Consider the following 24,490-nt stretch of genomic DNA (forward strand, 5'->3'; position numbering starts at 1 on the left):
TAAGATCAAAAGCCAGAGCAAGATCACAAGCAGATCAACAGCGGCTCGCTTCGCATCGTGGTTACCGTTGAGCGCTACAAGGTTGTGTAGATACCTATGCTTATAAGAGGCGACCATCGGTCGCCCACTCGACATAATCTGTCGCTTTATCTTCATTTGCTGTCGCGCCCCTGTAATTTCGCGGTTTTGATCGGTAGAATCGTCGCCTTTCCGTACAACCCCGTGGAGTGATGGCATGGCCGACGTAAACAAGGTCGTTCTCGCGTATTCCGGCGGCCTGGACACTTCGGTGATCCTCAAGTGGCTGCAGGATACTTATAACTGTGAAGTGGTGACCTTCACCGCTGACCTGGGTCAGGGTGAAGAGGTCGAACCTGCACGTGCCAAGGCGCAAGCCATGGGCGTGAAAGAGATCTACATTGACGACCTGCGCGAAGAGTTCGTCCGCGATTTCGTCTTCCCGATGTTTCGCGCCAACACTGTCTATGAAGGTGAGTACCTGCTGGGTACCTCCATCGCACGTCCATTGATCGCCAAGCGCCTGATCGAGATCGCCAACGAAACCGGTGCCGACGCCATTTCCCATGGTGCCACCGGCAAGGGCAACGACCAGGTCCGTTTCGAACTGGGTGCCTACGCACTCAAGCCAGGCGTGAAAGTCATTGCGCCGTGGCGTGAGTGGGACCTGCTGTCCCGCGAAAAGCTGATGGATTACGCTGAAAAGCACGCCATCCCGATCGAGCGTCATGGCAAGAAGAAGTCGCCGTACTCGATGGACGCCAACCTGCTGCACATTTCCTATGAAGGCGGCGTGCTGGAAGACACCTGGACCGAGCACGAAGAAGACATGTGGAAATGGACCGTCTCCCCGGAGAACGCTCCAGACAAGGCGCAGTACCTGGAACTGACTTACCGCAACGGCGATATCGTCGCGCTGGACGGCGTTGAAATGACCCCGGCCACCGTACTGGCGACCTTGAACCGTATCGGCGGCCAGCATGGTATCGGCCGTCTCGACATCGTCGAGAACCGTTACGTGGGCATGAAGTCCCGTGGTTGCTACGAAACCCCAGGCGGCACCATCATGTTGCGCGCCCACCGCGCCATCGAATCCATCACCCTGGACCGCGAAGTCGCTCACCTCAAAGACGAGCTGATGCCCAAGTACGCCAGCCTGATCTACACCGGTTACTGGTGGAGCCCGGAGCGTCTGATGCTGCAACAGATGATCGACGCCTCCCAGGCTCACGTGAATGGTGTCGTACGCCTGAAGCTGTACAAGGGCAACGTGATCGTCACCGGCCGCAAGTCCGATGAGTCGCTGTTCGACTCCAACATCGCCACCTTCGAAGAAGACGGCGGGGCCTACAATCAGGCGGACGCGGCAGGCTTCATCAAGTTGAACGCACTGCGCATGCGCATTGCTGCCAACAAGGGCCGCTCGTTGTTCTGAGTCGTGCGCCTGTTGTGAAAAATGGCCCCTTGCGCAAGGGGCCATTTTTTTTGCCTGGGTTTTTATGGGCGCTTTAAAAGCAGAACTGTTTATTGTTTAGCCTGTGTTTAAGGATTTTTTCGTAACTTGCGCAATTATTTTCCGTTTTTGTCATTTGTTTTTAAGTTTGAATGATTTTTTACATCTGGGGAGGAACTATGTCTGACAGAAAATTCACTCATGTAGTTGCAACGGATATGTGAATTGTTGAATTTTCTGTAGGAATTATGGAAGTGCTGAAATATGTTAAATGGAACTAATGGGAACGGTTGTTCCGGGTTGGTTTGTGCGCGTCATGGCGACAAGCAAGGGGCATTTCCTGAAAGTCTTGTGCGGCACGTTTACTTTCAGGGGCTGATGGGCACGATATTTCACTCAAAATATGTACGCGTCGAGAAAGGTCTGAAAGCAACCATAAAGCTCTATGCATCTAAGTTGGCGATTTTTTGTAGGTTAATTCCTATCTTCTTGTGGGTTGGGTCTCTGCCTGCTCTCGTTCGGGGGGGAATGCTATGCCAACTAGTAATCGACTAGGCTATTGTGTTTGCTCTAAATAATTCGAACAGCGAAATTGGACTTTCTCATGAATAAAGTGCTGATCGTGGATGATCATCCCGTCATTCGTCTTGCTGTGCGCATGCTAATGGAGCGTCATGGTTATGAGGTCGTTGCCGAGACCGATAACGGTGTCGATGCGTTGCAACTTGCACGGGAACATATGCCGGATATTGTGATACTGGATATCGGAATCCCCAAGCTCGACGGCCTGGAAGTTATTTGCCGGCTGGCTTCGACCAAGCAAGCCGTCTCGTTCAAGGTGCTGGTGCTGACGTCCCAGGCCCCCGGCCATTTTTCCATGCGCTGCATGCAGGCGGGGGCCGCCGGCTATGTGTGCAAGCAGCAGGATCTGACAGAGTTGCTCAGTGCCATCAAGGCGGTGCTTTCCGGCTATAGCTATTTCCCGAACCAGGCGCTCAATTCGGTACGCTCAACCATGGGCAATGCCAGCGAAGCCGACATGGTCGAACGTTTATCGGGGCGGGAGATGATGGTGCTACAGCAACTGGCCCGTGGCAAAACCAACAAGGAGATTGCCGATGGCATGTTCCTGAGCAACAAAACCGTCAGTACCTACAAGACGCGCTTGCTGCTCAAGCTCAATGCCCGATCCCTTGTGGACCTGATCGAACTGGCCCAGCGCAACGGCCTGGTTTAGGAGGATATTGCACCCCTTGAATACCCGTGTAACCGGCAGAAAAAAGCCTCCGTCAGGGAGGCTTCCGGCCGTCAACGGCTCGATCAGAAATCGAAGTCGTAATCGGCCAGCTGTTTTTGCAAGCGTCGCTCTTCCAGAAGATTGTCGATAGTGCGGCGTTTGCTCAAATTGGTCTTGGCCACCTCTGGCACAGGTGTTTCTACCACCTCATCGTCATCCGACGCAACGAGGTCGTCTTCCACTTCCAGGTCTTCTTTGCTGCCAGCGCTCATAAGGTCAACTCCAGGCTAAGACTGCCGTTGGGGCTCCTTATAGCGATAATCCGCGGACGGGTAAAAAAGATTTTTTCAATCGCCTGATCACAAAAACCAATGATCGCTCAATCGTCGGAGGTCTTGTCCTTGTATTCGCACAAATCTTCGATACGGCAACTGCCACAGCGCGGCTTGCGGGCCTGGCAAACGTAGCGTCCGTGCAGGATCAGCCAATGATGGGAGTCGAGCAAGTAGGGCTTGGGCACGAACTTCATCAATTGTTTTTCCACCTCAACCACATTCTTGCCCCGGGCAATGCCGGTTCGGTTGCTGACGCGGAAAATGTGCGTGTCCACCGCCATAGTCAACTGCCGGAATGCCGTATTGAGCACCACGTTCGCCGTTTTGCGGCCCACGCCTGGCAAGGCTTCCAGGGCTTCGCGGGTTTGCGGCACCTCACCCCCATGCAGCTCCAGCAACAGGCGGCACGTCTCGATCACGTTCTTGGCCTTGCTGTTATATAAGCCGATGGTCTTGATGTATTCGGACAGGCCTTCCACACCCAGGGCATAAATCGCGGCGGGTGTATTGGCTATGGGGTACAGCTTGGCCGTGGCCTTGTTGACGCCGACGTCCGTGGATTGAGCCGAAAGGATCACCGCAATCAGCAATTCAAACGGTGAGGAGTAGGCCAGTTCGGTTTTCGGTTCCGGATTGTCTTCGTGAAACCTGCGGAAAATTTCCAAGCGTTTTGCGGCGTTCATAGGGGCAGGCGTTTCCTTGCAGGCGGTCGGCGTGATGTTAGCAATACACAGTGCAGTGGGTCAGCCGTTGGCCTCGGCATCCTGCAGCGTTTGCTCGGCGGCGTTCAAGGCGGTTTTCAAGGTTGCGATTTCATGCGCGTCAGCTTGCTGATCCTGAGCCTTTTTCAACGCAGCCCGGCGCATGGCCAACTGGATCTTTGCGCGCTTGAACTCGGCGCTTTTAGCGGCCGTCTTTGGTGGCTGTGGTGAGCTGTTGGCCTCCAGCACGGCAAGCGCCTGCTCGGATGCCTCGAACTGTCGCTGCAGCATAATCAATTGCGACTGCTGCTCAAAGGTCGGCGGATGCCCAAACGCTTTCAAGGATTTGTGCAACTGAGCGCGACTCATGGCGACGTTGGTTTTGGCCTGCTTGATCGCGGCGTCCTGAGCGGCCTGAGGGTTATTGACCGGGGCTACCTCCATCGGCGCTGTGCGCTTGGCTCGTGCCACGCGTTCGGCGAGCTTGCAAGCCTCTTCACGTTGCAGGCGGGCGTTACGTTGCTCGAAGCGCCGCCGCGCCCTGTCGCGTTTGAGGTCGCGTGCACGCCGTTCATCATCATTGCTGGCCAAGTCACCGACGATAGGCAAAACCTCAGCGAGCGGACGCATCTCGATGCAGTCAACAGGGCAGGGCGCAACACACAGGTCGCAACCGGTGCACTCATCGACAATCACGGTGTGCATCAGCTTGGCGGCGCCCACAATGGCGTCCACCGGGCAAGCCTGGATGCATTTGGTGCAACCAATGCATTCGGCCTCGCGGATATAGGCGACCTGGGCGGGCGCTTCTCCACGGCGGGTGTCCAGGTCCAGTACTGGCAGGCGCAGCAGTTGCGCAAGCCCGGCAATGGTTTCCTGCCCACCGGGCGGGCACTTGTTGATGGCTTCGCCTTTAGCGATGCCTTCTGCGTAAGGTTTGCAACCCGGGTGCCCGCACTTGCCGCATTGAGTCTGCGGCAGCAGCGCGTCGATACGTTGAATGAGGTTCATGCTGTGATCATAGCGTTGACGCCCGGCCCAGGGAGAAGGGCAAGCTGAGAGGCCCCGCCGTAGCGACAGCGGGGCATTTTGCAGAGGTTACTTGATGCGTTGACCCGGCTTGGCGCCGCTGTCCGGGCTCAGCAGGTAGATTTCTTCGCCGCCAGGGCCGGCTGCCATCACCATGCCTTCGGAAATGCCGAACTTCATTTTCCGTGGCTTGAGGTTGGCGATCATCATGGTCAGGCGGCCATCGAGCTTGGACGGGTCCGGGTAAGCGCTCTTGATGCCGGAAAACACGTTGCGCTGTTCGTCGCCGATATCCAGCGTCAGGCGCAGCAGCTTGTCGGCACCTTCCACGGCTTCGGCTTTGATGATCAGTGCCACGCGCAAATCCACGGCGGCAAAGGCGTCGAAATCGATTTCCGGGGAAATCGGGTCCTTGGCCAGCTCGCCATTACCCGCCGGCGCAGATTGGCCGGTATCGGTCTGGCTGGCCACCAGATCTTCTTTCGAAGCGTCGGTCATGGCCTGGACTTTCACCGGGTCAATACGGGTCATCAAGGGCTTGAACGCGTTCAACTGATGATTACCGAGCAAGGTGGTGTGATCGTTCCAGCTCAACGGCGCCACATTGAGGAACGCCTCGGCATCGGCGGCCAGCAACGGCAGCACCGGCTTGAGGAAGATCACCAACTGACGGAACAGGTTGACGCCGGTGGCGCAGATCGCCTGGACTTCAGCCTCCTTGCCTTCCTGCTTGTTCAGCGACCACGGTGCCTTGTCGGCGATCCAGGCGTTGGCACGGTCGGCCAGGCCCATGATCTCGCGCATGGCACGGGCAAAGTCGCGGGCTTCATAAGCGTCGGCGATGCTCGGTGCGGCGGCCAGGAAGGCGTCGGTCAACTCCGGTGCGGCGTTCTCGGCTACCAGTACACCGGCGTTGCCCTTGTGGATAAACCCGGCACAACGGCTGGCGATGTTGACGACTTTGCCCACCAGGTCCGAGTTGACCTTCTGTACGAAGTCTTCCAGGTTCAGGTCCAGGTCGTCCACACCACGGCCCAGCTTGGACGCGTAGTAATAGCGCAGGTATTCCGGCGACAGGTGGTCCAGGTAGGTGCGCGCCTTGATAAAGGTGCCACGGGACTTGGACATTTTCTGGCCGTTGACCGTCAGGTAGCCGTGTACGGCGATGCCTGTCGGCTTGCGGTAGCCCGAGCCTTCAAGCATTGCCGGCCAGAACAGCGCGTGGAAGTTGACGATGTCCTTGCCGATGAAGTGGTACAGCTCGGCGGTGGAGTCCTTGCCCCAGAACGCGTCGAAGTCCAACTCTGGGGTGCGATCGCACAGGTTCTTGAAGCTGGCCATGTAGCCTATCGGCGCGTCCAGCCACACATAGAAGTACTTGCCCGGCTCGCCCGGAATTTCGAAGCCGAAGTACGGCGCGTCGCGGGAGATGTCCCACTGCTGCAGGCCACTGTCGAGCCATTCGGAGAGTTTGTTGGCCACGGCGTCCTGCAAGGTGCCGCTGCGCGTCCAGGTTTGCAGCATTTGCTGGAAATCCGGCAGCTTGAAGAAGAAGTGCTGCGAGTCCTTGAGCACCGGCGTGGCGCCGGAGATCGCTGATTTGGGATCCTTCAAGTCAGTCGGTGCGTAGGTCGCGCCGCATTTTTCGCAGTTGTCGCCGTACTGGTCTTCGGTGCCGCATTTCGGGCAGGTGCCCTTGATGAAGCGGTCGGCCAGGAACATTTTCTTTTCCGGGTCGAAATACTGGGTCACCGAACGTTGGTCGATGTGCCCGGCTTCTTTCAACCGCAGGTAGATCTGGCTCGACAGCTCGCGGTTTTCGTCGGAGTGAGTCGAGTGGAAGTTGTCGAAGTCCACCAGGAACTCGGCAAAGTCGGCGCTGTGTTCAGCCTGCACATTGGCGATCAGTTGTTCCGGGGTGATGCCTTCCTTTTCGGCGCGCAGCATGATGGCCGAACCGTGGGCGTCGTCCGCGCAGACATAAATGCATTGATTGCCGCGATGCTTCTGGAAGCGCACCCACATATCGGTCTGGATGTACTCAAGCATATGGCCAAGATGGATGGAACCATTGGCATAGGGCAGGGCGCTGGTGACGAGGATCTTGCGTGGCTCGGACATGGGGCTCGGCTACTTGATGAAACGGAGGTCGGCCACTATAAAGCGCCGGGAAATTTATTTCACCCCGTGACGCTGTTTCAGAATCTTCCGGAACCTCGAAAGCGTGCCGTTCAACCGTCGGAACGGTTAGGATAGCCGCCTGTTTCAGTCAGTCTTTTTTCGGGAGTAGCCCATGAGCGCCGTCAATCGCGCAGCGGTGGAAGCCGTTCTTCGCCAGTACACCGACCCCTATTTGAACCAGGACCCGGTCAGTGCCGGTTGTGTGCGCAACATCGAGGTCCAGGGCGACCAGGTGTCGGTACAGATGCAACTGGGTTATGCCGCAGGTTTGTTCAAGCGCGGTTGGGCGCAGATGCTGCAAATGGCCATTGAAGGCATTGATGGCGTGGGATCGGCCAAGGTCGAGATCCAGTGCGTGATCGCCCCGCACAAGGCCCAGGCGCAGATCCCGGGCCTGGCCAACGTCAAGAACGTGGTGGCGGTAGCCTCTGGAAAGGGCGGCGTGGGCAAATCCACCACTGCGGCCAACCTGGCTTTGGCCCTGGCCCGTGAAGGCGCGCGGGTGGGGATTCTCGACGCCGATATCTACGGCCCAAGCCAGGGCGTGATGTTCGGCATCGCCGAAGGCACACGGCCGAAGGTCAAGGATCAGAAATGGTTTGTGCCCATCGAGTCGCTGGGTGTGGAAGTGATGTCCATGGCGTTTCTCACCGATGACAACACGCCGATGGTCTGGCGCGGGCCGATGGTCTCGGGTGCGTTGCTGCAACTGGTCACACAAACGGCGTGGGGCGACCTTGACTACCTGGTGATCGACATGCCGCCAGGCACCGGTGATATCCAACTGACCCTGGCGCAGAAAGTCCCGGTGGCCGGTGCGGTGATTGTCACCACGCCTCAGGACTTGGCGCTGCTGGATGCCCGCAAAGGTGTGGAGATGTTCCGCAAGGTCAACATCCCGGTGCTGGGCGTTGTGGAAAACATGGCGGTGCATATCTGTTCCAACTGCGGGCATGCCGAGCATCTGTTCGGTGAGGGCGGGGGCGAGAAGCTCGCTACTCAGTATGGCGTTGAACTGTTGGCATCTTTGCCATTGGCGATGGAGATTCGTGAGCAGGCCGATGGTGGCAAACCTACCGTCGCGGCCGAGGCTGATGGGCAGATCGCGATGATCTATCAGGAGTTGGCCCGTCATGTGGGTGCGCGGATTGTATTGCAGGAAGCGGCGGCGCCGGGGATGCCGACCATTACCGTGAGCGACGATTGATTAGGCTGTAACGGATACGCGAAAAGCCTGACGACCAGTGGTGCTCTCGGGTTTTTCGCGAGCGAGCTCGCTCCTACAGGTGGGGCGCCAATAGGGCTTGTTGCTACTTTGCGTAATGCGCGTGTAAGCATTCGCTTACTTTTTCGTAAGTGTTTGGTTTTTTTGGCGGTTGCGTACGTCTTGAAATGACGAAGCTATTATCTATCTTATTGAAATATAACGATTATTTTCGCGAGTGAGAGCGGTAGAGTTTGTCAGACCGCTGAGGGCATCGCGTTGAACTTCCCTCGGAACGCTCTAACATCAGCCCTGTGTCCACGGATTGGCACAGCCATCAAGGAACGATGGTTTGAAGGAACGTCGCAGGATGCGATTCATCAGGATGATGAAAAGGAATACAGGGACTAGGGAAAAAATGTGGGCGGGTCATACCGCCCCTTTTTTTGCCTGAAGAAAAGTAAACGCAGGCACCCGAACGCAAAAAAGGCCCTCAAGGGGCCTTTTTTTGTTGGGCAGCGGCGCTTTAGCGCTCTAGTTGCTCAATTTTGTTGGGCTTGCCATCCCATTCAGCGGCATCCGGCATCGGATCTTTGCGCTCGGTGATGTTTGGCCACACTTCGGCCAGCTCGACGTTCAATTGAATGAACTGCTCCATGCCCGCAGGCACTTCGTCCTCGGAGAAAATCGCGACGGCCGGGCATTCTGGTTCACACAGGGCGCAGTCGATGCACTCATCCGGGTGGATAACCAGGAAATTCGGGCCTTCGTAGAAGCAGTCCACCGGACAGACTTCTACGCAGTCGGTGTACTTGCACTTGATGCAGTTGTCGGTGACGACGAAGGTCATTTCTAATTTTCTCCTCAGGCGGCGGCAGCGAAACCCCTTATGGTGGGGTTCGCGAGGTTTGAGAGCGATAGTCTGCGGACCAGGCTAAAAGCCCGCAGCATCCCAAACCGCGCGAGATTCTATCAGCTTGCAAGCGTCTGCGTTATATCCGAGTCTTCAGTGCATATAACATTTCGAGCGCTTTACGCGGCGTCAAGTCATCCAGGTCAAGCTTTGCCAGCTCATCCAGCACCGGATGGGGCAGGCTGGCGAACATATCGCTCTGATGCGGCGCGGCAGGTTTCTTGCTGGCCTTGGCCGGGCTGGCGACTACCGTTTCATGGGGCAGCGCCGTGGTTTCCAGGCGGCTTAGGTGCTCACGGGCACGGGTGATCACCTCGTTCGGCACACCGGCCAACTGCGCCACGGCCAGGCCGTAGCTCTGACTTGCCGGCCCTGGCAGCACATGGTGCAGGAACACGATGCGCTCGTTGTGCTCGGTGGCATTGAGATGCACGTTGGCCACCAGCGGCTCGCTTTCCGGCAGCACCGTCAGCTCGAAGTAGTGCGTGGCAAACAGCGAGTACGCACGCAAATGCGCCAAGCGTTCAGCCGCCGCCCAGGCCAGGGACAGGCCGTCGAAGGTGCTGGTGCCGCGGCCCACTTCGTCCATCAGCACCAGGCTGCGTTCGGTGGCGTTGTGCAGGATGTTGGCGGTCTCGCTCATTTCCACCATAAAGGTCGAACGGCCACCGGCCAGGTCATCGCTGGAGCCGATCCGTGTGAAAATACGGTCCACCAAGGATAATTCGCAACTGGCTGCCGGTACGAAGCTGCCGATATGCGCCAACAACACGATCAACGCGGTCTGGCGCATGTAGGTGGATTTACCGCCCATGTTCGGACCGGTGATCACCAGCATGCGAGTATCGTCGTCCAGTGACAGGTCGTTGGCGACGAAAGGCGTGGTCAGCACTTGCTCCACTACCGGGTGACGGCCTTGCACGATGCGCATGCACGGTTCGCTGACAAACCGTGGGCAATTGAGGTCGAGGTTCAGCGCACGTTCGGCGAGGTTGCTCAGTACATCCAGTTCCGCCAGGGCGGCGGCGGTGTCTTGCAACGGCGCCAGGCGGCTGATCAAGTCCTCGAGCAAGGCTTCGTAGAGCATCTTTTCCCGCGCCAGGGCGCGGCTTTTGGCCGACAGCGCCTTGTCTTCGAACGCTTTGAGCTCGGGGGTGATAAAACGCTCGGCGCCTTTGAGGGTCTGGCGACGTTGATAATCGATAGGCGCCGACTCGGCCTGTTTGCTCGGCAGCTCAATAAAGTAGCCATGCACGCGGTTGTAGCCGACTTTCAGGTTAGCCAGGCCGGTGCGGGCTTTTTCGCGGGCTTCCAGGTCGATCAGGAACTGCCCGGCGTTTTCGCTCAGCGATTGCAGCTCATCCAACTCGCTGTCGTAGCCGGTTTTCAATACGCCGCCGTCACGAATGATCGCCGGTGGGTTGTCGATGATGGCCTTTTCTAGCAGCGCTGCGAGGTCCGGGTAAGTGCCGGCGGTGACTGCAAGCTGTTGCAGGTGCGGTGTGTCCAGTTCGGTCATTGCCACTTGCAACTGTGGCAGGGCGCTCAGGGCATCACGCAAGCGCGCCAAGTCACGGGGCCGCGCATTGCGCAGGCCGATCCGTGCCAGGATGCGCTCGATATCGCCAATCTCTTTCAGTTGCGGCTGCAATTTTTCAAAGCGGTAGCCGTCCAGCAGGCAGGTAATGGAAGACTGGCGCGCTTGCAGCACCGTCAAATCCCGTAGCGGACGGTTTAACCAACGGGTCAGCAAACGGCTGCCCATGGCAGTCTGGCAACGGTCCACCACCGATTGCAGAGTGTTATCACGCCCACCGGCCAGGTTGGTATCCAGCTCCAGGTTGCGACGGCTGGCGCCATCGAGCACCACGGTATCGTCCAGACGCTCATGGCGCAGGCTGCGCAAATGTGGCAGGGCAGTACGCTGGGTTTCCTTGGCGTAGCTGAGCAAGCAGCCTGCGGCGCCGATGGCCAGGGTCAGCGTCTCGCAACCAAAGCCTTTAAGGTCCTGCACCGAGAACTGCTGGCAAAGACTTTTCAGCGCCGAATCGCGCTCAAAATCCCACGGCGCACGACGCTTGGTCCCACGACGTTTCTCTGCCGGCAAGTCCTTGGGCCAATCATCCGGAATCAACAACTCCACCGGATTGATCCGCTCCAGCTCCGCCAGCAGGTTCTCCCAGCCCTTGATCTCCAGCACGCTGAAATTGCCGCTGGTGATATCCAGCACCGACAGGCCAAACAAACGCTCATCGCCCAACACCGCCGCAATCAGGTTATCGCGACGCTCATCCAGCAACGCCTCATCACTCACCGTACCCGGCGTAATAATGCGCACCACCTGACGTTCCACCGGCCCTTTACTCGTGGCCGGGTCGCCGATCTGCTCACAGATCACCACCGACTCGCCCAGCTTCACCAGCTTGACCAGGTAGCCTTCCAGCGAGTGATAAGGAATCCCACACATCGGAATCGACTGCCCCGCCGACTGCCCGCGCGCGGTCAGGGTGATGTCCAGCAGCTTGGCGGCCTTCTTCGCGTCTTCATAGAAGATCTCGTAGAAGTCGCCCATGCGATAGAACATCAACTGATCAGGGTGCTGGTTTTTCAGGCGCCAGTACTGCTGCATCATCGGGGTGTGGCTTGAAAGGTCTGTCATACGGGGCGTTCAGCTCTTCCTGTCTATTTGACAAAGTACATCTGTCTAATACTACAGGGATTTTTTCGGCATTGTCGGCGGCAGGCCCACGTTGATTTTACGCAGGCGCAGATAACGTTGCGTCATCTTTGCATCGGTATGGCCACCGAGCTTCTGTGCGTCGTTGCCCTGGTCGTCCGTGTCGGAAAGAGACTTGGCGCGCAGGTCATGGAGGCTTGCATCTTCAACGCCGGCCTTCCTGCAACTGATTGCGAAGGCATCTTTCACCGAGCTGTAGTGCACTGGCTTGCCGCCGCGCGGGGAACAGAACAGCGTGAGCCCACGGATCTTCCTAGGCAGCGCCTTTGCGCGCGCGATCAGGTCTTCCAGGTCTGGAGTCATTTGCACCAGCAGCCTTGCGTTCGTCTTCTCCTGCTTGAATGCAATGCCTTCGGCGCTGATGTCGGCCAATCGGATGGACAGCACATCACCGATGCGCTGGCCGGTCAGGTAGCACATCTCGTAGATGACGCGCATGTTGTCGCTTGAGTTGGCGCAGATCGCCTGGAACTCGCCATGGGTGATGTACCTGTCTCGCTTGTGTTCTAGGTGCCGCCGTACGCCGATGCACGGATTCGAGTCGACGATCTGCTGCTCCAGTGCATAGGTGAACACCGCCCGCAGTACCGAGATCACCCGATTCGACATGTTCGGCGTGTCCGCCATGTGCAACTTGAGCGCCACGACGTGGCGTTGAAGCACCTCGCGCGGCTCGAAGTCGGCGAAGGTCTCCTTCAGCCGCTCGCAAACCGCCTCGTACTGCTTGAGCGTGTTCGGCTTCAGCGGCGGCTTTGTCCTGGTGCGCATGTGTTCCAGCGCGTCGTCGATCAGTTTGGGCATTCCGCCCATGCTGCGCTTGTCCAGAAGCATGGCGTACTCAGCGAGAGACGCCTGAAAATCCGTGCCAAGGCGCAACCACTTGCCCTTGCGGACTAAGTAGTAGGCGCCGTGCTTCTGGTACATGCACGCTGGCAGGTGCCGGTCCTTCTTGCGCGGTCGCATCTATCTCACCTCAGCACAGCCGCAACTCCGGCCCCTTCCTTGATTGAATACCACCCAGTCGCCCGATGACAACTTGGCGCAGCACCTTCGGGTGACCATCACCACCTACCGCGAACCCGTATCGTTCTGCGGTCAGCCACTTTATCTGTGCCCCTGGCTTCTTGTAGCCGGTCAGGTCGGCAACTTCCTCTGCTGTCAAAAACATTCCTACCTCCCGCCCACCGTGGGCCGCGCTGTCTTGATGATGTGGATTGCCAGGCCAAAGGTGATCAGCAGCCAGGCGCATGTGCCGGCGAAGGCGTAGAGCAGTGCCTCGGTGGAGCCGGTGGCCAGAAGGTAAGGCCCTGCCCAGAAGAACCAGCCGAGTGTTCCTACCAGGTACAGAAAAGCGCCCAGCAGTATCAGGGTGAGTTTCATAGCGAACATGGGGTGTCCTTGCCGCGCTGGGCGGCAGAAGGTGGTGATGGGTTAAACCGTTTGCTTGGCGAGCAGCTCGGCTGATGTCGCGATGGCGCGGCCGACCTTGGATGGCGGCAAATCACGCCCGGCCAGCGCGTCCATCAGGCAGCCAGATACGAGGTCCAGCGCTGAGACAAGCTCTTCTGTGTTGGCTGAAGACTCCCGGCCCATGTCCCAGAACCGCCATGCCCAATGACCTTCGGGCGGTGGGCATCTGTCCTGGGCGCCGAAAGCCAGTGTCCCGACAATCGCATCACAGAGGTCGCGCTTGTAGGCGTTGTCGCCGTCGATGCTCAGGCCGCGCCGGCGCAGCGCGCTGACCACGTCGTTTCTATCCAGGCCCTGGTCCTCCAGGATGATGTCTCGCTCCGGCTCGCCCGGGGTGACAATGATCAAGGCCAGCTTGGCGCCTGGCAGGCAGTACTCGCTGAGTTTGACCAGGGCGTCGTTGGCTGCTTCGTGGAAACGCTTTACTGCTGACATAGGAATACCTCGCCCGCCGCTCACCGGCAGGCATGTAGGGGGATTGGGGTTAGGCTGTTGCTTTGATGGCGATGCCGTGCTCAGTAAGTGCATTGCGCACATCAATCACCGGCACTAGACCTGTGGCGCGGTCGGCGGCTTCGTCCTTTTCACGGCCAAGACGCCCGTCGTTGTCCCAGGCCTCGACGGCAGGCATGTCCACCAACAGAGTCTCGCGGGATGCGCTCCAACCAATCCAGCACATGCCGACGTAAAGATTGATGTACTCACCATTTGTCCGTTTCGACAGGCTTGCTCCCGGAAACCGGGTCAAATGCCACGCTTCGAACTTTTCCTGCACTGTCTGCGTCATGGCTTATTCACCTTGTAGATGAAGACGTAGGCGAACCAGAGGGTGGCGATCATGGCGTCACCCCGTCTTCAGCCTTCAGTTCTGCGGCGAGTTCGGCAGCCAGACCAACCGGCCACCAGTAGCGCGCACGCTGATAATTGGGATAACTCTCTTCGCGAATCACCAGGCCCTTGCGGCGAAGAGCCTTGAAGATGCTCAGCACTGACGGCGCAGAGGTGCCCAGGCGGTGCGCTACCTGATAGCTCAGCCCACCCATTCCGAACACGCAGGCCTTGTCACCAATGGCGATCTTCCTAAGGTCCTCCTGGTGCAAATCCGCTTGCTTATCACGATATCGATAGGCGTTTTGGCGCCCGATCTTGCGCAGCTCGTCGAAGACGCTCTGTTGCTTTTCTGTGAGCTTCATGGCGTCACCTGCTTGAACTCGACGACCCAGACCCACGGGTTGGCGTCCCATTCGCCGCCGGTGGAGTTCCACAGATTGGCGAACGCCCAGCGCGGACTCCCGAGGCATTCCTCATGGCTGGTAGTTTTGTCCCAGGCCCAGCCTGTGCGCTGCTGGTGGCCGGCCACCGCCGGACAGATGCCTATGTCTTTCCAGCCGGTGCCGCCATGAGCACACTGCTGGCCGTAGTCGGTGAAGAAGCAGCCCTCAGCCTTTGCCTGGTCGTCGCTGATGTCGTGCAGCCGCTCAACTCGCACGTCGGTGATCTCCAGAAGGATGCGGCTGGAGTGCCTTGGCATGTGGATGCTTGGCTTCCATTTGACTGGGTACTCCTGGCCCTCTGCCGACTTGCAGTAAATGGCGTCAGGTTTGGTGGCGCGATAAACGATGTGCTCGCCGGCGCCGCCGCCGTAATGTCGGACTTGCAGGCCGAACGTCTCGCGGACCCACAGCCGATCGCCGGGCTGGCCGAACGGGCAAAAGTCGTTGTAGTAATCAACGCTGTTCGGGTGCAACGAGCCTTCCGTAGGCAGTTCGTGGCACTCGCCGAGCTGAACGCCGTAGCCGATGTTCTTCAGCGAATGGGCATTCAAGGCCCGCCGCGTTACCGTCTTCCGGCCTTCCAGGATGGCGCGCACCATCGGCGCCGAGAATAGGATGGGGCGTTCTTTGATTGCGGTCATGGGGTCACCTTTTCGAAGTGGAACACCACCGGCGAGCCGGTCTCGGCGATCAGGCCGTATGCCTTGGCAAGGCGGTATATGGGGGTGTAATTGTTCAGAGAGTCGACGTGCCTTGCGATCCAGCTGCGCCAGCCTTCCAGGGTTTGGCCGCCCTTGCTGATGTTGCAGGGTGCGCAGGCCGGCATCATGTTCTCCAGCACGTCATGCTCGGGTCGCAGTGGCTTGCCCGATACCAGCTTCCAGGTGCCGGCGGCGGTCTGCTTGGACAGCAGTTCACGCACTACTGGGGCGAGATGGTCGGCGTGCCACCGGTCACCCAGCAGCACGCCGCAATAGGCGCAGTGCCCGCCGTACTTCAAGCGCACTTGCTCGCGCTCAGCTTTCTTCAGGCGCATAGGTATCCTTGCCGCTATAGCGGCTGACTTTGAAGGGGGAGGGGTTACAGAGAGGGGTTGAGGCGTTTCAGCTCGGCGTCGTAGGCTTTCCAGCCATCGGTATGGCCTTCATCCCAGTCGTGACTGTTGTGGGTGTTCACGCTCTTGCGCTCAGGCAGTACCACCGCTACCGGCGCGGGCTGGTCGGCGTAGAGCGATTGAACCTGTTCCTTTTCATCATCCCAATCCATCACCACGACGGCGCTGGTTGTGACGTGACCGGTCGCAACGTTCAGCCACGCCACCGGCACGCCCTGGGGCTGGGCGGCTGGCTTGTTGGCTGGCGCAGGTTCGGGCGACCCACACAAGTAATGGTCCATCTGCTCTCGGCAATCCTGCTCGGTGTATCCGCAAACTGGGCAACGCGGTGGCGTTTCTAGCAGGGCACGCAGCCTATCCCATGCCTGGTCTGATTCATGGGTTGAATGCCCGTGCAACAAGACAAGTTCGAGATCATCACGCGGCACGCCGTCAATCGTTTGGTTGGTGGTCATGGCTTGGCTACCTTTTCGGGTACTGATGCTTCTGCCTCAGTGCGGAACTTGATCGGCGCGGCATCACCATGGCGACCTTCAGTCCATGTGATTCGCTTACTGCAATAACACCCAGTCTGCTGCGACAGGTCGAAGTTCTGGCGAAAGCCCATGTCGATGCCGGTCATGCCGTGCTGGCGCGCCAGGGCGACTACGGCCTGGGCAAACGCGATGTCGTGATCAGTAATTGCTGTCATAAATACCTCAGCAAATCAGTTGTGCCAGTGCCAGCAGGCACCAGCAGTAGGCGGGGAGTTGGGCTTTCATACGCAGTTCGTCCCTTTGAAGTTGTGCGAATGAATGAACTCGACAATACGCACGCAGGCCACGCAATCTACGAGGCGGTCGGTCTCGCGCCCTCGCTCCGATTGATCAAGCCAGTCGGTTCGCCCGCACAGCGTCACGTTTCCACTATGCGAGTCGGCCTCGTAGTGTGTGGAGCCCTCCAGTGGGTCAAATATGCGCCTGGCTTCGGGGTTACGCTTACTCATCGCCACCACCCTCTGCTGGCTTGAGTGCGGCCTTAGCCTTTATCGCCGAAATGATCTGAACGAAGTTGGCGCCGCGCTCGTCGTCATCAATTGCGGACATAGCCAAGTCACATGCAGCCACAGCCTCAAGCAGCGCCAGCGATTGCACATCCGCCCGCTCATCCGCTGCGGTCAGCAGGGCTTGCAGGGCTTTTTCGCGCTGTTGCAGTTCTGATGCGTGAGCTGACCAGTAGCCGCCGCAATCATTCCAGCCATTGCAATATTGCGTAGCGCTCGCCCCTGGGTTGCCGGAAAAATCGTATGGCAGGTGCTGAGGAACCGGTCGTTTCCATGCATCCAGGGCGCCAGGTATAAAGCCCTTGTGATCAAGAGCTGACGTCCGATTCCAAGCCTTGTCGATCTTTTTGTTGGCTTGCGCCAATTCGGCCAGCGCCGCGTCACGCTCGGCGGTTACCCGGTCGAAGTCGGCGCCAAGGTTGTAGCGGACTGATTCCTCCCAAACATCGTCCTGACACCATTCGCGCTCCGGGTCATCCGATGGCGACAGATAAATTACTGAATGCTCTTTAACTTCACTCATGACCCGCCTCCAAATAATCAGAAATCACAACCGACGGCCTCTGTAGGCAGCCGGCATAAACACAAAATTGCCTCGGTCATCCTGCATGACCGTCCACTCTTCATTGGTCAGTCGAGCCATTAGCTCGCTGAATCGGTATTGGCGGATCATGGAAAGCACCTTGCCGGGCCATGCCCGGGCGGTGGAGTGGGGTAGTTAGGCGGCGTACGTCTGGCGCTGTTCAGTGATATGGGGTATTACGGGTGACCGGCATGGAGCCGGATCAGGCAGCTTGAGAAATCGGCACGGCCTTCAGGTCGTCTTTTTCGTCAGCGTCACCCAGATAAGGTTTCAGCTCCGCACGGGTGTACTTGCCAGCCCTGATCGTGTCACTGGTGTATCCGCTGTAGTTGGGCCGGAAATACACCCCGTCTTTCACGTTAAGAATCATGAACAGCGGCTCAGGCTCAGGAAAAAGAACCTTGCGCAGAACCTCGGCCCGCTGATAGTTCATCCCGGCCACTGCTCTGGCGATCATGTCTTCCAAGCGCTGGCGGCGGGCCCGCTCGTTTTTCTTGGTCCTGATGTCCGCCGGCCGGTCAACAAAGAGCTCAAAGCACGCCTTGTTGGTGTATCCGTATTTTCCGTAAGCCACCCACCACATGTTGTTGATGTTTACGAACGCGGTGCCCTGGTACCAGCGGCCTTTGCGGTCAGTCGTCCAAACCTGCGAGCCATGCTGAATGGTTTTCTTGTCGCCTGATACCGAGTTGTAATCGGCAGCGGGAATGTCTGGCGGACCGAAGCGGCGCTTGCTTACATAGTCGGCATTGATCCACTCGATGCTGGTCATGCCGCCTAAACCGCACTTCCGATCTGACGCCTTGAACGTGTAGCCCGTGAAGACGTTGCACAAATAGTCACGAATGCGGGTGCGGGTACGCTGCATTTCCAGGCGAGCCAGGTACGGCATGTGCTTTTCTTTGTCGCTTTGGTACCGGCCGCCATGGTCTGCGCGATCCGGTGTATTCACGGACTGGAAAAACCCCAGCTCGATGCTGCGCCCTCTGATCTTAAGGTCGGCTTGCAGGTTGCCCTTCACGCAATGACGTGAATTGTTATCGGTGAAGATGTGGGTCTGCTCGCCGACGGTCCAACCGATTCGATTGAGCGTTTGAATGATCCGCTTGAACACTTCGCGCTTGAACTTGCGCTCCCAGATGACCTTGGCGTCCCATTCGCGAGGAATACCTTCCTCCCACACAGCCAGGCGCGCCTCGCCGAACGACACGCAACCTTCACGTTGAATTTGCATCGGATTATCTCCAGTCAGGCGCCGCCCTCCGTTACCGGCCGCAACAAAGGTGTGGTGGCGTTTTGATTTTGTATGGGGTATTTGTTCTGTTCCGGCATGGAGTCGGAACAAGGAGAGAAACGAAAATGCCAATAAAAATTGATCGCAGCGGACTCGACCGATTAATCAAGAATGCAAAGGAATTGGAAGGCAAGCATCAAGTAAAGATGGTTGATGTGCTGAATCCTGAGTTCGTATCAGCTCACAGCAAGTTTGATGACCTCGAATCTCTTTTTGCGGCGTCCGGCTTCAAAATCGATGGTCCTGATGATTTTGCGGCAATACCCGATGACCAATGGGATGCGTTCATCACGGCAAATACTGACTTCGATAACTGGGCAGAAATGCAGAAGGCCGGCCACTTGCAGTATGTTTCGGGCAGGCTAAAAAAAGGGCTCTAGCGCTTGGTCAGGCTCTATGATCTCGTCGCCCGGGTCTTTCTGGATGGCGAGCAGGCTTTTATTGCGGAATTCCCGCGCCACGTTTTGCGATATCTCGATTTCGTGGCGCGGGGGATTCAGCAGTGGCTGGCACTTCGCGGCGCCCATCGCATGCAGGTGATGAATCATCAGCGTCATCGCCTCGCCCTGCTCAGTAATGCCTGACCACTCCATCAGGTCGGCCAGCGCCTGTCGGGTGCCGGGCCGAACCCTGAGCCTCAATTCCTCTTCGGCAAGTGCCACGCGCTTCCTGGCGGTTTTCGCCGAGCGCTCCTGCACAGTCTTGGCCATGGCCTACCTCTTCTATTCCGCTGGCCGGTAGTGCGAGCCAGGTTTGACGTTTGCGTTGCTGGATGCGGGCTATGCGGCGCATGAATCGACCTTGACCTGGCGCCAAGCACCGACCGCTTCGAAGATTCGCGCGGCGTGTTCCTCGTCCAGCGACAGGGTGTCGGGGATGGCGATCCAGCCGGAGGCCACCATCTGGCTTTGGTTGGCCTCGGCGCGTAGCTTCATGTAGCAATGCTCGATCACGTCTTCCAGGTGATCCGACACGTAGACCCCCTCTGGCGCCAGTTCCACCGACTTGCTGTAGCGGTCGCCGCGAGCGTCAATGCACATTGCGCTCATGTAGATCGTCCATCGGTGAGGGATGCCGCACACGGCCTGCCCAATCTTCCCCGGCGCGATGTTCTTGAGCGACTTGTAATTGATCATGCCTTGGCGGCCGCCGGGGTCGATGTTAACCACCGCGACGTGGTTGGTGGCCAGCAGCGACCGGCATGAACGGTCAATGCGGGCTTTGAGGTTGTGCGGCTTGCGCTTGCTCATAGGGCCTCCGCGAGTTTGCGCAGCGCCCTACGTTCAGCCGCTGTGATAGTCGGCTTGCGGCGCTTGAGGATGGTTTCGGGATCGATCTTGGTGGAGCGCTTCGGCGGTGGCGGGTTAATCGCCGGGCTTTCGCCCAGGTAGATCGTTCCGCCGGCCGCCAGGAACTGCGCCGAGCGCTCCGATATTGAGTCGGCGTGCTGACGCTGCTGCTCAACCATGTTGAGGTGGTTGCTGATCATGCTGCCGCCTTGGCGAGTGTCACCCCGGCCATGCTGAAGTTTGCACCCTGCGCTGCGACCATCGCGTCGAGCGCTTCCCAGTTGACCAGGAGAACGGTGATCGGCGCCTGACCATATGCCACGGCTTTCACCAGGGCCTCGAAGTCCGTCACATTGGCCTGCAGCGCTACCTGCTCCACGGTGTGGCTCGCCACAGGCTTTGTGGTCTGTCCGACGGGTGCCGCTGTCTGATTTGGCGTGGCGCGGACTGGCTCGGGCGCCGCCACTTTCTCCACGACTGGCTCTGGCTTGATGGCTGTCAGTCGCTGGGCTTCCTGCTCTTCGGCGATGCGCTTCGCGTCGGCCTTTGCCTGCTCCGTCTTCTGGTGTTCGGATATTCGGAATTTGATCAGCGTCACCAGGTCATCATTGGCCTTGGTCACCAGCTGCTGCACGTCGTTGAACAGGAAGGCGTAATCAACGGCGAGCTCCGCCAGACTGGTCAGGTTCAAGCGAATGCTGTCCGCGGCCTGACTAGCGTCAATCTTCGCCCGGGCCAGTTCGGTATCAACTGCGTCCTGAAGGCTGGCGATAGTGCGCTTGTTCTTCATGGCGCCGGCGAAGTCCGAAACGACATGAGGCAGCGTGACTTTGCCCAGCGTCTTGTTGATTGCAGCGATGTGATCCGCCAGCGCCAGTTCGGCTTTTTGCTTGATGTTGGTCTTCACCAGTAGTTCTTGAGCCTTCACCAGCTTGTCGACCTTCAGGCGAGTCTCGCGGGCATGGGCACTGATGCGATCCAGCGAGGAAAACAGCTCGTCGATGCTTTGGGTCTGCGACAGGGCCTGCTTCTTGGCGGCAGCGACAGCCTCTTCGACGTCACCGCACCACTTGACTGCCTTCTTGGCGTCGGCGAAGTCCTGGTCGGTGGAGAGCGTGGTTTTCACCGAGTCGATGACCGCCAGTGCCGAATTTTCAAACACTTTTAGGTTGCTGGCGGTGACCATGCCGGTCAGCTCGATGCGTAGGGCTGGCAGCTCATCAGGTGCCTTGCCGACGACGATTGAAGGAGCGTCGGCCATCTCGAAGTTGGCCAGGTCTGCCTCGAACTGTTTCCAGCCTTCGATCAACTGGGCCGCGCGCCCGGCGACAGGCCGGTACTCCATGTGCACGAAGTTCTCCGGCGTGCCGTCCGAGCAAACAAAGATGACCCGCTCAGCGCCGCTCACCAGCAGTTGCTGCTCAAGCTGCCAGTAGTAGTGCGGAGCTAGGTCGCCAGCCTTCACCTGGGCCACGACCGACTCATTCCACAGTTTGTGCTCGAACAGGGTCTCGCCGAGCATTGTGGCGCCATCCATGGAGGCCAGCAGGTTGCCCTCGGTGGCAACGATTGGATATAGCTCTTCGCCGATCAACGCTTCAGTCAGTGGGCGGGCCATGGCTTCGGTTGCGTGGCCTTTGTCGAAGATAAACTGCTGGGAGGGCGTGATGTCCGGCGTGATGCCGGTCTTTTTAGCTGCCAGCAGATCGGTCCGGGTTTGGTACTTTGACGCGCCCATCATTGCTGGGGCTTCGGAGGCGGTGCGGAACTGGGCGCGGAGGGCAAGCCACTCGGCAGAGCCTTGAGCTACGTTGTGAATTTTCATGCTGCGTCTCCATCGAGGGCTTTGAGGTTGGTGATGGTTTCGATCTGGTCATCGCGCAATGAGTACTTGCTGATGACATTGGAAATAATGTGCTCAGGACTGGTACGGCCGGCGTCGATCAGCGGCTGCCACTTTTCGATGTTTTCAGCCAGCAGTTCGTCGGGATAGGCAGGCTTGGCGTCTGGTTCTGGTGGAGCCGGCCGCGCCGGCGAGACGTCTTTGGCGGCCTCCTCGAACGACTTTCCTTCCATCTCATCAGCGGTAGGGGCGGACCCGACTTCAGGGAATGCTTTGCGCAAGGCTTGTGCTTCGGCGCACTTGGCAAGCTGTGCAAATGCGCGGCGCTTCCACATGGAGTTGGGCGCAGCGCTGTCCTTGCTCGCAGTCGCGTAGTTTTCGAGCCAACGCTCGTTGGCGGTGAACTCGGCAACAAGCCCGTTCGACATTTGGCGCTTGACGGTGACCCGGCACCACTCCGGGTAAGTTACGTCGACACCGGCCAGCTTCGCAGTGATAGACGGCCCGTATTCGGGATCGCTGATCCCGGCGTATTGCCCTGTGCGCGCTGCCTGAATGCGGTACAGGCCAATACCAGGCATCACCACATCGACCATGCCTCGGCCCTTCTGGTAAATCGGGACGATGTGCACCGGCTTAAGCATCGGATCAAGTTGAGCCGCCTTGCAGTACGCCAGCACCATCACGACAGAGTTATGCGCGGCGCCTGGGTACAAGCTCCCGCTCAGCACCTCGACAAGCGCATCCTCGGAGAGCGCCGGCATGTGCTCGGCGTGTTTAATTACTGCGGACACGGTGACTCCCTGCCGCGATGCTCGCAGCGATTGAAGGTGTTGGTTATTGAGTGATTCGATCAGCGAGGGCGCTGAGCAACATCAGGAACGTGCAGACGGTGAGGGCAGAGAAGGAGCCGCGCCAGATGAGTAGGCGCCGGGTGCGCTGGTGGGTGGTCATGGTGCGCAGTGGTATGCACCACCATGGCCGCGATTGCAGTAGAAACCACCGTCAGCGTTTGGCATGCCTTTTTCACTCCGGCATGCACACCAAACCTCCAGATCCATATTCTTTTCCGCGCAAAACTGCTCGGCGAGCTCAACGAGATTCGGCACGTGTACGGCAATTGGTGGTATTGCTTCCCAGGCGCCATCCACAATCTTGATGCGAGGCTTTAAGTGCACGCGATTGCTCATGCCTTCACCTCATAAGCGACAGTCCACTCACCGCACAAGCAGGCCCGACGGCTCCAAGCGTGGACATTTTCGATACCGGCGTCGTAGGCCAGCGACAGGGCGCCGAGCCAGGACTTATGGGTGAAAGCCAGGGTCATGCTGTTCATGCGGCCTCCTTGCGCTGCCTGGTGATTTTCAGCAGGCGCTGGCAGTAGTGGTTGAATTCTTCGGTGGTGATTGCGCTGCCGGTGAGCATGTTGGTGATCATGTTCAGGACAACGCGCTGGGCACCCGGCTCGCTGGCGGGATGCTCCAGGGCCTCGAGCGCTTCATCGATAAGGATGTGCGGGCTCATAGGCCCGCATCCACGTCGTCTTCTGCCTCTTCCCGTTCCGCTGCTACAGCGTCTTCGGCGTAGGGCCGCAGCAGCGCTACGGCGATCTTCTCGACCGCTTCAATGGGCCGTTGCTGGCCCAGCAGGTCGGCGGCGTGGGCCCGGGCATCGCTCTGGCTGCCGAGCATTGCCGACAGCAGCAGTCGGGCAAACGAATCGCGCTGATCCAGACCGTCTATCTGGCGCTGGTTTAGGTGACCCTGCAGCACCGTGCAGAACCGGTCGAACGTCACGACCTGCGGCTGGCCGTAGCGGCGCTTCCACTTGATGTCGACGCCGCACACCAGGCGCTCCGCCGAATGCTCAAGCCAGTCAGTCACCTCGTCGCTCTCGCTTACCTCTGGAGGCAACTGAGCGTCGTAACGCTCTTGGCATATCTTCAATGCTGCGTTCATGGTCGCCTCCAGGGTGGCGGGTTAAATGGTGACTGAGTTGATTTCGGCTTCTTTGTCAGAAAGGAGCTTCGTGAACGTTTCCTGCATTCGCGGGCACGGCTGAAACTTCTGGCAAGCGATGCCTTCGCACGATGGGCCGCGACTCTGTCCGTTCACGTTTTTCTCTGCCGGACACTCGCGAGACTTCATCCAAAAGTGGCAGTTGCCGCATTTGGGCCGCGCATCATTTTGAATTCGGGCGCGCTCCCTTTTCAGGTAGGCCAGGTGGCCGGCCTTTCCGAGCACATCAATGAGCTTGTCGAATTGCTCGTACATGGCGACCTCCAGTGTTTGGGGTTAGGCGGAATCAGCGGCGCCAGGCGCTTTCGAGTTGCTGATTGAGCGATGCAACTTCGTGCTCAAGCTGTTTGATGCGGGCGCCGACAATCTCCTGTCCCATCAGATCGCACAGCGGCTTCACCATGGCGTCCCAACTGCTGAAGCTGATGAAGTGCTCGGCCTGGTAGTTATCGCTGACCTTGACCATTGAGCCGCCGACCTTCTCAAACTTCCCGGCAATCAAGTTCCTGATGACGCCGGTAACCCGATTGCCGATGTTTGAATCGGTGTCGGTGACTACATGCGGCAAGTAATCGCAGTAGAGGTCGCCCATAATCCCGTCGATCACTTCCTTGGCATGGGTCTTGAGGCTATCCATCGCTTTAACCAGCAGTTCTTCGCGCACTTCTTCGTTCGATTTGACGTCCATGGCTTGCTCCGTTGTTTTCTTTGTCGCGTAAAAAAGCCCAGTCGAAACCGGGCTTTTCCCTCTTTAC

The 24,490-nt window shown here is 58.5% G+C and carries 33 protein-coding genes; 5 read left to right on the top strand and 28 right to left on the bottom strand.

What is annotated here, in order from left to right:
- The first annotated feature begins 235 nt into the window (after positions 1-235).
- Together A7K61_RS07685 and A7K61_RS07690 are read left to right on the top strand one after the other, a co-directional pair.
- A complete protein-coding gene (locus tag A7K61_RS07685) occupies positions 236-1,453 on the top strand; it encodes an argininosuccinate synthase (RefSeq protein ID WP_003188984.1) in 1,218 nt (405 codons plus the stop codon).
- Between the two features lie 622 nt (positions 1,454-2,075).
- Complete coding sequence (locus tag A7K61_RS07690) at positions 2,076-2,708, top strand: response regulator transcription factor (RefSeq protein ID WP_003188986.1); 633 nt, start codon at positions 2,076-2,078, stop codon at positions 2,706-2,708.
- An 83-nt stretch (positions 2,709-2,791) separates the two neighbouring features.
- Here the strand turns inward: A7K61_RS07690 and A7K61_RS07695 are convergent, their stop codons facing one another.
- The 4 genes from A7K61_RS07695 to metG all read right to left on the bottom strand — a co-directional run bounded on the left by A7K61_RS07695 (position 2,792) and on the right by metG (position 6,894).
- On the bottom strand, positions 2,792-2,980 hold the full coding sequence (locus tag A7K61_RS07695) for a PA3496 family putative envelope integrity protein (RefSeq protein WP_044272159.1): 189 nt from the start codon (positions 2,978-2,980) through the stop codon (positions 2,792-2,794).
- A gap of 107 nt (positions 2,981-3,087) precedes the next feature.
- Entirely contained in the window at positions 3,088-3,726 is a 639-nt protein-coding gene (gene nth / locus A7K61_RS07700) for an endonuclease III (RefSeq protein WP_044272162.1), read from the bottom strand.
- A gap of 60 nt (positions 3,727-3,786) precedes the next feature.
- Complete coding sequence (gene rsxB, locus A7K61_RS07705) at positions 3,787-4,755, bottom strand: electron transport complex subunit RsxB (protein WP_069557304.1); 969 nt, start codon at positions 4,753-4,755, stop codon at positions 3,787-3,789.
- Positions 4,756-4,842: 87 nt separating this feature from the next.
- Positions 4,843-6,894: a methionine--tRNA ligase gene (metG, locus tag A7K61_RS07710; RefSeq protein WP_032893312.1), complete on the bottom strand. Its 2,052-nt coding sequence runs from the start codon at positions 6,892-6,894 to the stop codon at positions 4,843-4,845.
- A gap of 172 nt (positions 6,895-7,066) precedes the next feature.
- Here metG and apbC point away from each other — a divergent pair, with 172 nt between their 5' ends.
- A complete protein-coding gene (gene apbC, locus A7K61_RS07715) occupies positions 7,067-8,161 on the top strand; it encodes an iron-sulfur cluster carrier protein ApbC (protein WP_044272168.1) in 1,095 nt (364 codons plus the stop codon).
- 523 nt (positions 8,162-8,684) lie between these two features.
- On the opposite strand, the gene fdxA is transcribed toward apbC, so the two are convergent.
- The 14 genes from fdxA to A7K61_RS07785 all read right to left on the bottom strand — a co-directional run bounded on the left by fdxA (position 8,685) and on the right by A7K61_RS07785 (position 18,525).
- A complete protein-coding gene (fdxA, locus tag A7K61_RS07720) occupies positions 8,685-9,008 on the bottom strand; it encodes a ferredoxin FdxA (protein ID WP_003172109.1) in 324 nt (107 codons plus the stop codon).
- A 142-nt stretch (positions 9,009-9,150) separates the two neighbouring features.
- Positions 9,151-11,730, bottom strand: a complete 2,580-nt coding sequence (gene mutS / locus A7K61_RS07725; RefSeq protein ID WP_069557305.1) for a DNA mismatch repair protein MutS — start codon at positions 11,728-11,730, stop codon at positions 9,151-9,153.
- A gap of 51 nt (positions 11,731-11,781) precedes the next feature.
- The gene (locus A7K61_RS07730) at positions 11,782-12,771 is read right to left on the bottom strand and encodes a tyrosine-type recombinase/integrase (protein ID WP_069557306.1); all 990 of its coding nucleotides are present in this window, start codon (positions 12,769-12,771) and stop codon (positions 11,782-11,784) included.
- A 10-nt stretch (positions 12,772-12,781) separates the two neighbouring features.
- Positions 12,782-12,976: a DUF4224 domain-containing protein gene (locus A7K61_RS07735; RefSeq protein ID WP_005785292.1), complete on the bottom strand. Its 195-nt coding sequence runs from the start codon at positions 12,974-12,976 to the stop codon at positions 12,782-12,784.
- Positions 12,977-12,978: 2 nt separating this feature from the next.
- On the bottom strand, positions 12,979-13,197 hold the full coding sequence (locus A7K61_RS07740) for a hypothetical protein (protein WP_069557307.1): 219 nt from the start codon (positions 13,195-13,197) through the stop codon (positions 12,979-12,981).
- Positions 13,198-13,239: 42 nt separating this feature from the next.
- Positions 13,240-13,713, bottom strand: coding sequence for a hypothetical protein (locus tag A7K61_RS07745; protein ID WP_069557308.1), 474 nt, complete (start codon positions 13,711-13,713; stop codon positions 13,240-13,242).
- A 49-nt stretch (positions 13,714-13,762) separates the two neighbouring features.
- Positions 13,763-14,065, bottom strand: coding sequence for a hypothetical protein (locus tag A7K61_RS07750; protein WP_069557309.1), 303 nt, complete (start codon positions 14,063-14,065; stop codon positions 13,763-13,765).
- Positions 14,066-14,114: 49 nt separating this feature from the next.
- Positions 14,115-14,471, bottom strand: a complete 357-nt coding sequence (locus A7K61_RS07755) for a hypothetical protein (protein WP_069557310.1) — start codon at positions 14,469-14,471, stop codon at positions 14,115-14,117.
- Positions 14,468-15,193, bottom strand: coding sequence for a hypothetical protein (locus tag A7K61_RS07760; RefSeq protein ID WP_069557311.1), 726 nt, complete (start codon positions 15,191-15,193; stop codon positions 14,468-14,470). The genes A7K61_RS07755 and A7K61_RS07760 overlap by 4 nt, the downstream gene beginning before the upstream one ends.
- Positions 15,190-15,588 (bottom strand): HNH endonuclease, encoded by a 399-nt coding sequence (locus A7K61_RS07765; protein WP_069557312.1) that lies wholly within the window; start codon positions 15,586-15,588, stop codon positions 15,190-15,192. Before A7K61_RS07765 ends, A7K61_RS07760 begins: the two co-directional genes overlap by 4 nt.
- A gap of 44 nt (positions 15,589-15,632) precedes the next feature.
- Complete coding sequence (locus tag A7K61_RS32275; RefSeq protein ID WP_139129469.1) at positions 15,633-16,121, bottom strand: hypothetical protein; 489 nt, start codon at positions 16,119-16,121, stop codon at positions 15,633-15,635.
- Positions 16,118-16,357, bottom strand: coding sequence for a hypothetical protein (locus A7K61_RS07775; RefSeq protein ID WP_069557314.1), 240 nt, complete (start codon positions 16,355-16,357; stop codon positions 16,118-16,120). The genes A7K61_RS32275 and A7K61_RS07775 overlap by 4 nt, the downstream gene beginning before the upstream one ends.
- Positions 16,358-16,643: 286 nt before the next feature.
- A complete protein-coding gene (locus A7K61_RS07780; protein ID WP_069557315.1) occupies positions 16,644-17,231 on the bottom strand; it encodes a hypothetical protein in 588 nt (195 codons plus the stop codon).
- Between the two features lie 262 nt (positions 17,232-17,493).
- On the bottom strand, positions 17,494-18,525 hold the full coding sequence (locus tag A7K61_RS07785; protein WP_069557316.1) for a hypothetical protein: 1,032 nt from the start codon (positions 18,523-18,525) through the stop codon (positions 17,494-17,496).
- A 125-nt stretch (positions 18,526-18,650) separates the two neighbouring features.
- Between A7K61_RS07785 and A7K61_RS07790 the strand changes: the two genes are divergently transcribed.
- Positions 18,651-18,965 carry a hypothetical protein gene (locus tag A7K61_RS07790; RefSeq protein ID WP_069557317.1) on the top strand — a complete coding sequence of 105 codons (315 nt, stop codon included), beginning with the start codon at positions 18,651-18,653 and terminating at the stop codon, positions 18,963-18,965.
- Here the strand turns inward: A7K61_RS07790 and A7K61_RS07795 are convergent.
- The 5 genes from A7K61_RS07795 to bet all read right to left on the bottom strand — a co-directional run bounded on the left by A7K61_RS07795 (position 18,948) and on the right by bet (position 22,481).
- Positions 18,948-19,295 (bottom strand): hypothetical protein, encoded by a 348-nt coding sequence (locus A7K61_RS07795; protein ID WP_069557318.1) that lies wholly within the window; start codon positions 19,293-19,295, stop codon positions 18,948-18,950. The two genes, A7K61_RS07790 and A7K61_RS07795, sit on opposite strands and share 18 nt — an antisense overlap.
- 69 nt (positions 19,296-19,364) lie before the next feature.
- On the bottom strand, positions 19,365-19,835 hold the full coding sequence (locus A7K61_RS07800; RefSeq protein WP_069557319.1) for a hypothetical protein: 471 nt from the start codon (positions 19,833-19,835) through the stop codon (positions 19,365-19,367).
- The gene (locus A7K61_RS07805; protein ID WP_069557320.1) at positions 19,832-20,074 is read right to left on the bottom strand and encodes a hypothetical protein; all 243 of its coding nucleotides are present in this window, start codon (positions 20,072-20,074) and stop codon (positions 19,832-19,834) included. The genes A7K61_RS07800 and A7K61_RS07805 overlap by 4 nt, the downstream gene beginning before the upstream one ends.
- Entirely contained in the window at positions 20,071-21,699 is a 1,629-nt protein-coding gene (locus A7K61_RS07810) for a YqaJ viral recombinase family protein (protein ID WP_069557321.1), read from the bottom strand. The genes A7K61_RS07805 and A7K61_RS07810 overlap by 4 nt, the downstream gene beginning before the upstream one ends.
- Entirely contained in the window at positions 21,696-22,481 is a 786-nt protein-coding gene (bet, locus tag A7K61_RS07815) for a phage recombination protein Bet (protein WP_371914720.1), read from the bottom strand. The genes A7K61_RS07810 and bet overlap by 4 nt, the downstream gene beginning before the upstream one ends.
- 213 nt (positions 22,482-22,694) lie before the next feature.
- On the opposite strand from bet, the gene A7K61_RS07820 reads away from it, so the two are divergent.
- Entirely contained in the window at positions 22,695-22,889 is a 195-nt protein-coding gene (locus A7K61_RS07820; protein ID WP_069557322.1) for a hypothetical protein, read from the top strand.
- Between the two features lie 14 nt (positions 22,890-22,903).
- On the opposite strand, the gene A7K61_RS33095 is transcribed toward A7K61_RS07820, so the two are convergent.
- The 5 genes from A7K61_RS33095 to A7K61_RS07840 are packed head-to-tail and all read right to left on the bottom strand — an operon-like array spanning position 22,904 to position 24,423.
- A complete protein-coding gene (locus A7K61_RS33095) occupies positions 22,904-23,053 on the bottom strand; it encodes a hypothetical protein (RefSeq protein ID WP_010566434.1) in 150 nt (49 codons plus the stop codon).
- Positions 23,050-23,241 (bottom strand): hypothetical protein, encoded by a 192-nt coding sequence (locus tag A7K61_RS07825; protein ID WP_069557323.1) that lies wholly within the window; start codon positions 23,239-23,241, stop codon positions 23,050-23,052. The genes A7K61_RS33095 and A7K61_RS07825 overlap by 4 nt, the downstream gene beginning before the upstream one ends.
- Positions 23,238-23,675: a hypothetical protein gene (locus tag A7K61_RS07830; RefSeq protein ID WP_069557324.1), complete on the bottom strand. Its 438-nt coding sequence runs from the start codon at positions 23,673-23,675 to the stop codon at positions 23,238-23,240. Before A7K61_RS07830 ends, A7K61_RS07825 begins: the two co-directional genes overlap by 4 nt.
- A 21-nt stretch (positions 23,676-23,696) precedes the next feature.
- Positions 23,697-23,990: a hypothetical protein gene (locus A7K61_RS07835; RefSeq protein WP_069557325.1), complete on the bottom strand. Its 294-nt coding sequence runs from the start codon at positions 23,988-23,990 to the stop codon at positions 23,697-23,699.
- 31 nt (positions 23,991-24,021) lie between these two features.
- A complete protein-coding gene (locus A7K61_RS07840; protein ID WP_069557326.1) occupies positions 24,022-24,423 on the bottom strand; it encodes a hypothetical protein in 402 nt (133 codons plus the stop codon).
- Between the last annotated feature and the right edge of the window lie 67 nt (positions 24,424-24,490).

Source organism: Pseudomonas sp. AP42 (assembly GCF_001728935.1).
In the GTDB taxonomy this organism is placed as follows: Bacteria; Pseudomonadota; Gammaproteobacteria; order Pseudomonadales; family Pseudomonadaceae; genus Aquipseudomonas; species Aquipseudomonas lactis.